The organism is Dulcicalothrix desertica PCC 7102 (assembly GCF_003991905.1).
GTDB classification, from domain to species: Bacteria; Cyanobacteriota; Cyanobacteriia; order Cyanobacteriales; family Nostocaceae; genus Dulcicalothrix; species Dulcicalothrix desertica.
In genome coordinates this window covers 1-7,543 of sequence record NZ_RSCL01000079.1, presented here as the reverse complement: position 1 = coordinate 7,543, position 7,543 = coordinate 1, and the positions used below count along the sequence as shown (strand labels likewise).

5 protein-coding genes and 2 pseudogenes are annotated in these 7,543 nt (G+C 36.9%); 1 reads left to right on the top strand and 6 read right to left on the bottom strand.

The window, feature by feature from the left end; genetic code table 11:
* Positions 1 to 77 precede the first annotated feature (77 nt).
* The 3 genes and pseudogenes from DSM106972_RS50625 to DSM106972_RS50615 all read right to left on the bottom strand — a co-directional run.
* Positions 78 to 1,967: pseudogene (locus tag DSM106972_RS50625) on the bottom strand (NACHT domain-containing protein); the annotation flags it as partial.
* 233 nt (positions 1,968 to 2,200) lie between these two features.
* Positions 2,201 to 3,109, bottom strand: a complete 909-nt coding sequence (locus DSM106972_RS50620) for a hypothetical protein (RefSeq protein WP_127087798.1) — start codon at positions 3,107 to 3,109, stop codon at positions 2,201 to 2,203.
* Between the two features lie 404 nt (positions 3,110 to 3,513).
* The gene (locus DSM106972_RS50615; RefSeq protein WP_127087797.1) at positions 3,514 to 4,635 is read right to left on the bottom strand and encodes a helix-turn-helix domain-containing protein; all 1,122 of its coding nucleotides are present in this window, start codon (positions 4,633 to 4,635) and stop codon (positions 3,514 to 3,516) included.
* Positions 4,636 to 4,782: 147 nt separating this feature from the next.
* Here DSM106972_RS50615 and DSM106972_RS50610 point away from each other — a divergent pair, with 147 nt between their 5' ends.
* The gene (locus DSM106972_RS50610; protein ID WP_186538316.1) at positions 4,783 to 5,130 is read left to right on the top strand and encodes a hypothetical protein; all 348 of its coding nucleotides are present in this window, start codon (positions 4,783 to 4,785) and stop codon (positions 5,128 to 5,130) included.
* A 160-nt stretch (positions 5,131 to 5,290) separates the two neighbouring features.
* On the opposite strand, the gene DSM106972_RS50605 is transcribed toward DSM106972_RS50610, so the two are convergent.
* From DSM106972_RS50605 to DSM106972_RS56220, 3 genes and pseudogenes are all read right to left on the bottom strand, one after another.
* On the bottom strand, positions 5,291 to 5,659 hold the full coding sequence (locus tag DSM106972_RS50605; RefSeq protein ID WP_127087796.1) for a hypothetical protein: 369 nt from the start codon (positions 5,657 to 5,659) through the stop codon (positions 5,291 to 5,293).
* Positions 5,660 to 5,736: 77 nt separating this feature from the next.
* On the bottom strand, positions 5,737 to 6,558 hold the full coding sequence (locus DSM106972_RS50600) for a hypothetical protein (RefSeq protein ID WP_127087795.1): 822 nt from the start codon (positions 6,556 to 6,558) through the stop codon (positions 5,737 to 5,739).
* 223 nt (positions 6,559 to 6,781) lie between these two features.
* A pseudogene (locus DSM106972_RS56220) lies at positions 6,782 to 7,450 on the bottom strand (pentapeptide repeat-containing protein); the annotation flags it as partial.
* Between the last annotated feature and the right edge of the window lie 93 nt (positions 7,451 to 7,543).

Genomic DNA, 7,543 nt, shown 5'->3' with positions numbered 1-7,543 from the left:
AATTTTCCTGAAATTCAGTTATGATAATGATTACAGCCGTCGTGTGGCGGCTGGTGACAGCTTTGCTACTTTTACCCCAAGAAGTACAGCTTATCAGTCAAGGAAGTAAATGTGCGTTCGGCTTTGATATCCCGTTCCATCTTATGCCGCACTGCATACAAATATACTCGCGACATATCTACAGGTTTACCCGCTTCAATATCTGGCAATGCTTCCAAAATTAACTCAGTCATTACTGGGCGCCGTGCCAAGTCTAAAAGTTGCGGGTTGCCCATCACAATTTCCACAGTTGTAGACGCTGCTTGATGTGATAACACTTGTTGAATTTGCTCGTCGTTAAATTTCTCCAGTTCCAACACTTCAAACTGCGGTGTTTCTCCCGTCAAATTTGCAGTTGAAGCACACAATTCTGCATTTAACAGCGCGCGTCCTTCTTTCGCTTCAGGAAAATGTTCGGTACGGCAAGTGAGAATTACCTTGGCGCCAGGAACTACAACCTTTGCCAACTCCCAAAAGTTATTAATCATTTCTTGTCTATCAACCCTTGCTGCCATCTCATCGAAACCATCGAAAATTAGCAGCAGTTTACCCATGCGATTGAGTTGGACAAAAGCATCGTAATGTGGTAAAGGAATTTTATATTGACGAAAGAAAAACTCGGAAAACAGTGATTCCACACTCACAGCTTTCGCATAGTCTCGCAGGGGAATTACTAAAGGCAAGCGGGGCAGTTCTGTACCGCGTTTTTGGGCATCGCGATAACGTTGCAATGTTACCCAAGCATAATGCAATGCGAACCAAGTCTTACCTGTACCGAACTCACCAAGTATAGAAATATGCTCTTTCGCTGGGTCATCAAGCCAACGGTCTATGTATCCATCAATCCATCCGTCTTGCTCCGAGTAACGACTGACGGCTATTTGGCGTTTGGTAACAAGGTCGATTTCTTCTTTGTTGCAACCGAGAGGCACATACTTAGTATTAATTTTCCGGCGTTTAACTTCAGCCTCTAACCAGTCCAAGTATCCACTGAAATCGGCATCCTGTGTCAAAAGTTCATCAAAGGTATAGCACCCCAAGTGGCGATTTTCCTCTTTCTCAATCTCCGAGCGTGCTGCCTGCGAAATCCTACGGGCAGTTATTAACCACCCTTCATCGGTGCGTTGTGTTTCTACTGACTGGCGTAAAGCTATTACATCAGCCAGCCCAGCTTCCCCAGCAATACCGCGTACTAAGATGCGGTCATATCGATTACGCCGTACCGGGATATTTATAATCCACTCGAAGTAAGTATCACTCCATATTTCATAATTCTTTTCAAACCTATAGCCCAGTGTCTCAAACCAACCGCGCGCTTGTTGTGCAAGGAATATAGCTTTACAACTATTTTCATATCCAGTAGAGGCGCCTGGTAACGCTGGGTAATTTTCTGCCGCCAACCGTGCGATTTCTGTGCGAATTCCTTCTAAAGAAGGTAGTCGGTTAAGTTGTTCAGTAATACTGGCAATGCGCTTGTGTAGCGAACCAAGCTGATGACTCATCAAAACATCCGAGGGAGTGCGACTGCGTTTAGCAACCTCTATAAATACTGTGGCGAATTCAGCCACCTCTCGGCGAACATCAAGTCCTAAGTTGCGAACTTCGTCCCCTATCGCGTAACTATCGAGAAATGTATCAACTTCAGACAGGAGAATTGAAGGATTATTATGGTCAAACGCTTTGCGAAACGCCTGTTTGACTTCTTCGTGACGGAAAATTTCCAGCAATTGTCTAGGTCTACCAATGCCATATTCTACCAAAGTATAAGCGTATACCCCGCTAAAATCGTTGGGCGGATGCTCTGGGTCAAGCTTAAACTGCTGTAGTAGCTTGATTACAGTTTCATTACGTTGGATTTTGTCCTTGATGATAGGACTTGCAAAGCCAGCTAGAGCTTGAATGATTTGGTCAAGAAGTGGTGGTAGCACAGATTTTATGTATAAAAGGGCGTATACGACCTGTTAATTACACTTATAGTAGCGTGTAGTGATAAAAAATGTAGAAAGATAAAACAAACTGCTATTATGGAGATAGAAATAGAAAAATTTATATTGAGTAAAAGTTTGAATAATTGCTGTAATACTACTCAGGAGTGAAGGAATTACATTGGAAATGAGACAGCTAAGGGACTTTTTATAGTACATAAAAATTATTTAGTAATTTATTCAAGATTATTGAACCAATTGGTTTTAAGTTCTTTCTCTATTTCGTTAATAGCCCTTCCAATTGCAAAATATATATTAGCTGAACGATGTCTATTATTTCGTTCCAAAATAGATAAATTACTTCTTCTAATTTTATAATGCCACCATTTAGAACCATCTTGAAATAAATGAATAGCATATATCTTATACAATACATCATATTCATTATTTCCACAGTATTTAAAAGATTCTATAAATTCTGCATTATTGGGAATATTTAATTGTTGAATTTGACCTGGCTTAACAATCAAATTATTTCTATTGATTTCGCTAATTTTGTCATAACTTAAGGTAAGCAAATCTACAAAAATTTTCTTAATTATTTCTTGTTCATTTGCGTTTCCATCTATGTCGAAACATACCTTTACTTCTGGACGGTTGCGTAATTCTTCAGTTAATTGTTTTGCAAACCCAGATATCGCTTCTAATGCATCCGAGCTTTGAGCGATGCTTTGTGCCAAAATATCTCTAAGTTCATCAAATGTTTCAACAATATTATTGGGTTTTATTTCTACTTCTCTATTTCCAACAGTAATATTTTTTATGCTTTTATTACCTGCAACAAAATCTTGTCCAATGTTTTCACCATAATTACCGCCATTCGTACTAATTGTTCTGTGTACTATTGTTTCAGCGACTGTTTCAACCACAGTTTGATTGTTTGGTATTACTTCTACTTGTTTTACTGACTCTAGTCGGTATTGATTTTTTGCTATTCTTTGATTCCACCAATTCCACAGATTCCACGATAGTGTAATTGCACTCGATATAACGAAAGTTAGCCCGAATATACCATTATTAATACTTATAGTGAATACTCTATAAATTAAAGCAACCAGTGATGATAAAAGAAACGAGAAAGCCACTATTGCTATTATTGATATTATTAATTGTATTAATTTTTTTTTATAAAAAGACATTTATTTAATGACTAGGTAGTGCAAAATAATACTTATGTTTTAGTAAGTATTTTATATTTATACATTAATACCAAGTAATTACCGGAAAAAAATGTGATTAAAGTCACTTGATAGCAGTGATTTTAAATATTTTTACGTAAACTTTATTTTTTAGGTACAGACGGGTCAAAAATAAACGGCGCCAATTGACCCATGAACAGTTATCGTTAATGCTAGACTTGTCTTACCTATGAGACTTTTCATTGCAGTCAAAAAGTGCGGCGCCTAGCGTCCTACTTATAGACAAGTATTCGGCAATATGGCTCTAACACTGTATTCCACAGTATTTGGAGGTGCGTTTCCCCTGGCATCTAACTATCCTTTACTTCTTGCCAACCTTTAACTGCTCCAATAATGAATGCTCCGGCTGGATTATCGATAGCTTTTTCAAATGCTGCTAAACCACCTTCTTTGACAGCATTTATAACTCTCTGTTTCATTGTTGGGCTACTTTCAAGATGTTTAAGTACTTCCATTGCTACTACCATATGTCTTGCTGGAGTGTTGGAGGGGTAGTTACTTTCTAGCTGTTTGAGTAGTGCTTGAATTTCGCCTGCTGCTTGCACTAAGCTTTGAGGTTGCCCTGTGGCATCGTAATTTCCCTGGATGTAGCTGCCTTGATTTACTTCGTTATAGTTACCGCCACCTATGCTAATGCGTTCGCTTTTCGCTCTATATCCTGGATTATCAGAATAAGTTATAAAGTTTTGATTTATAGGTGCTTGAGAAATATTCTCCTTGATAAAGGCATTTCTTAATTTTTGCATATCAACTTCAGATATATTGCTAGTTATAGTAAATGCTAATCTTTTTTTACTCCAAATTTCTGTAGATAAAAATTGTACATCTACAATGGGGATTCCTGATATCTCGGTCAGTTCACCTGCTTTAAATAAAGATTTAATCTTCTCCAAACTTTCTTGAGAACCTTCTAAAATTAACTTGATGCTTCCTTCCTCAATACCAACGATTTCTATGGAAGTATCTCCAGTAATACTCTGTAAAAGAGCAACAATAGTTTTTAATTTTTGTACATCAACTTTATCAACGCTACCAACAATTGCATATCCTAATCTTTTTTGTCCTTGAGTTGTAAGCTCTGGATAACTTGATGATTGTTGTATAACCTCATCTTTTTCCTGCAAGACCATCGACGCAGTTTGTACTGCGTGTTTCATGTTTCTATCGCTTGGCTTAATATCTTCTTTCTCTTCTGAGTCCAGGTCTGCAATTTCTCCCCAGTCTAGAAGTAGTTCAGTACAGATAGCTTGAAAAAAGCGTTTTTCAACAGAACCTCTGCCAAAAAACTTACTTACAACCTGCCGAGTACAGTTAGTACGTCCTGCTAAATACTCCTGCGTCCAGCCTTTGATTTCAAATGCTTTTTTAGCTTTTTCTAACCCTGCTTTTGATATTTTATATGACCTAGGCATAAAAGATTAATATAATTATTTACAAATATTACATAAGTTTTACATAAGTTTAACGCTTTTCTAAAACCACAGTTTGAAGCACTTGGAGTTTGATGGTAATAGAAATAACTTCCAGCATAAAAACATAAGCCACAAAGGAATTACATTATGTCCTCTATGCTTCCTGCAAACCAAAATCCCTCTGCACAACACCCTGAAAGCATGTCTGGCGCCACACAGCATATTTTGGGTATTGTGGAAAATGTCACGGCGCCTCTAAACCAATCAGATACCGTTGAATTAGCCAAGACTGGCGGACAAACAGCAGAGAATATTTTCAATATCTTAGTAAAGTCTGGCGGCAGACCCGTAGCGATAATCCTTGCCACTGCTGTTTTGATTATGTCTACTACTCTACCTATTTGGGCATTGGGGCAATACCAAAAAGCTGTGTCTGAGTCCATACGGCGCCAAGAAACTCCTCTGATTCACCAACAAAAGTTTATTGGAGATTAAATTGAGATGGGCGATATCAAGCAATAGTATATGTCGCCCATCGCCTTTCATTTAGTGCTGTTTTGCGTTACTACGGGCATAAAGAACGTAAAATTATAACTATTTCTCCTTACACAAATAAATCAACAAAGTGTCGAAACTAGCGCAACGCACGAAGTATCTAACTATTCTTAACTTCCTGCCAGCCTTTAACCGCTCCGGTAATAAATGCTCCAGCAGGATTATCGATAGCTTTTTCAAACGCTGCTAGACCACCTTCTTTGACAGCATTTATAACCTTTTGCTTCATTGTTGGGTTACTTTCAAGGTGTTTAACCACTTCCGTTGCTACTACCATATCTCTTGCTGGTGTGTCGCTAGGATAGCTTGTTTCTAGCTGTTTAAGTAGCGCTTGAATTTCGCCTGCTGCTTGTACTAAGCTTTGAGGCTTTCCGGCAGCATAGTAATTTCCCTGAATGTAACTACCTTGAATCTTTTCGTTATAGTTACCGCCACCTGTGTTGATAGTGCGATTTTCACCGTTACTCATATTGGTATCTCCTTAAATTAAATTATCATCTCTATTAAACTTGAAACTTTCTTCATTAGTTAAAAAAAATTACACATTTACCAATTACTAAATCTTTCTTTGTCTATCTTTCCTTTAGCCTCATCGATAGCAAATTCTTTAAAATAATGTTCGCCAGTTGCGCTCAAAAGAGCATCATCTATTTTATAGTGCCAAACACCATCTTGGTCTGATTCCAGATAAATTGTATATCCTTTATAATCAATTTCTTCCTCATAATCTTCCTCGTCTGTATCAACTCTATAATATTGCGTTTTTTGATTCAGAAGATGATTATTGATAATCAAAAATCTAATAAACTCATCGTATACTTCGCTGTCATCAACATTTTCATCGATATGAAACTTATCTTTAACGTAAGGCTTTTTCCTAGTTTCTGATGCTAATTCTTTAGCCATTTGAGCCACCGCTTGCTCCGTGCTATATCCTTGATTTTGCATCTTAGTTAAAATCACTCGAAAATCATCAAGTATGGAAGTAACATCTTTACTAATATCTACACGATTGTTTTGTATATTTATGTAGTCACCTTGTATACAATCACCTTCAATTAACCTATTATAGTTACCACCATTTGTATTGATATCATAATTTGTATGAAAATTACTTTTATCTTCTAAATTATCTAGCTTTTTATTATTTTTAATGTGCATTTTTTGTTTTAAATATAGATAAATCAAAGCTATAAATATGATTATACCCATGAAAATAGCAACGGCTTGTTTGTTATCAACTATGAACTCCGCTACTTTAACAATTACTAATGCAATTAAAAGCAAATATATAATTTTTTCAATATTAGACAGCCTATGTCTAAAGTGGTAAAACAGTTTTACAGAAATTTTTTTTGCATAGCTCATACTACGGTGATAGTATTTGTAATTTTAGTAACTAAATACTAATACCAACTTTATCCTGAGAAAGATATAGTATAAATCTTTGTTTGTCGGTGAGTAATATCACTGACGTAGTTAAACAAATGTGCTGTTTAGCCAAAAACAAGGTCTTGGCGCCAAACTTGCTGCAATACTACGATTTGGAACGAAGTGGTAAAAAAATTGAGAGTAAAATGAATTATAATGTTCAGCAACTGACCAATACGCTGGAGCGGTCGCCTGGAGAATCCTCAAAAATGGCGCCGCGCCGAATTAACTCTTGCTTTATAGGTTCGGAAATTCCTGGGTTTTTGCTAAATTGTGCATTGCTCACGTTCGCACCACTAAAGTCAGTACCAATAACGTTAGCGTATTTAAGGTTCGCATTACTCAAGTTAGCACCGATTAAAATAGAATAGCTTAGATTAGTGTGAAAAAGGAAAGTGTTACTTAAGTCGGCGCCTTCAAGATTGGCATTACTTAAGTCGGCGTAATTTAAATTAGCATTACTTAAGTCAATATTATTAAGATATTTATTCCCACGCCCTTGAACAATTTCCCATACTTTACGCCACTTCTCATCAATTTTTGTTGTATCATCAATTATGGTAAGACTTAAATTTCCATGACCCAAGTTAGCATAGCTTAAGTTAGCACCACTAAGGTCAGCACGGCTTAAATCAGCACGACTTAAATCAGCATTTTCCAAGTTAGTATTGACTAAATTACAGCCGCTCAAGTCAGCACGACTTAAATTACTTGAGTTGAAATTAGCATCGCTTAAGTTAGCATTTTTTAGATTGGCATCACTTAAATCAGCTTTAGTGAAATTAGTATTAATTAAATTAGCATTTTTTAAATAAGCATGACTTAAGTAAGTATTAGATAGAGTAAGCGTTCAGGGGGCGCCGACAAAACAGCAAGGATTCAGGCAGCAGTATGGTTCAGTTCCCAAAACTTTAAGCTCGTG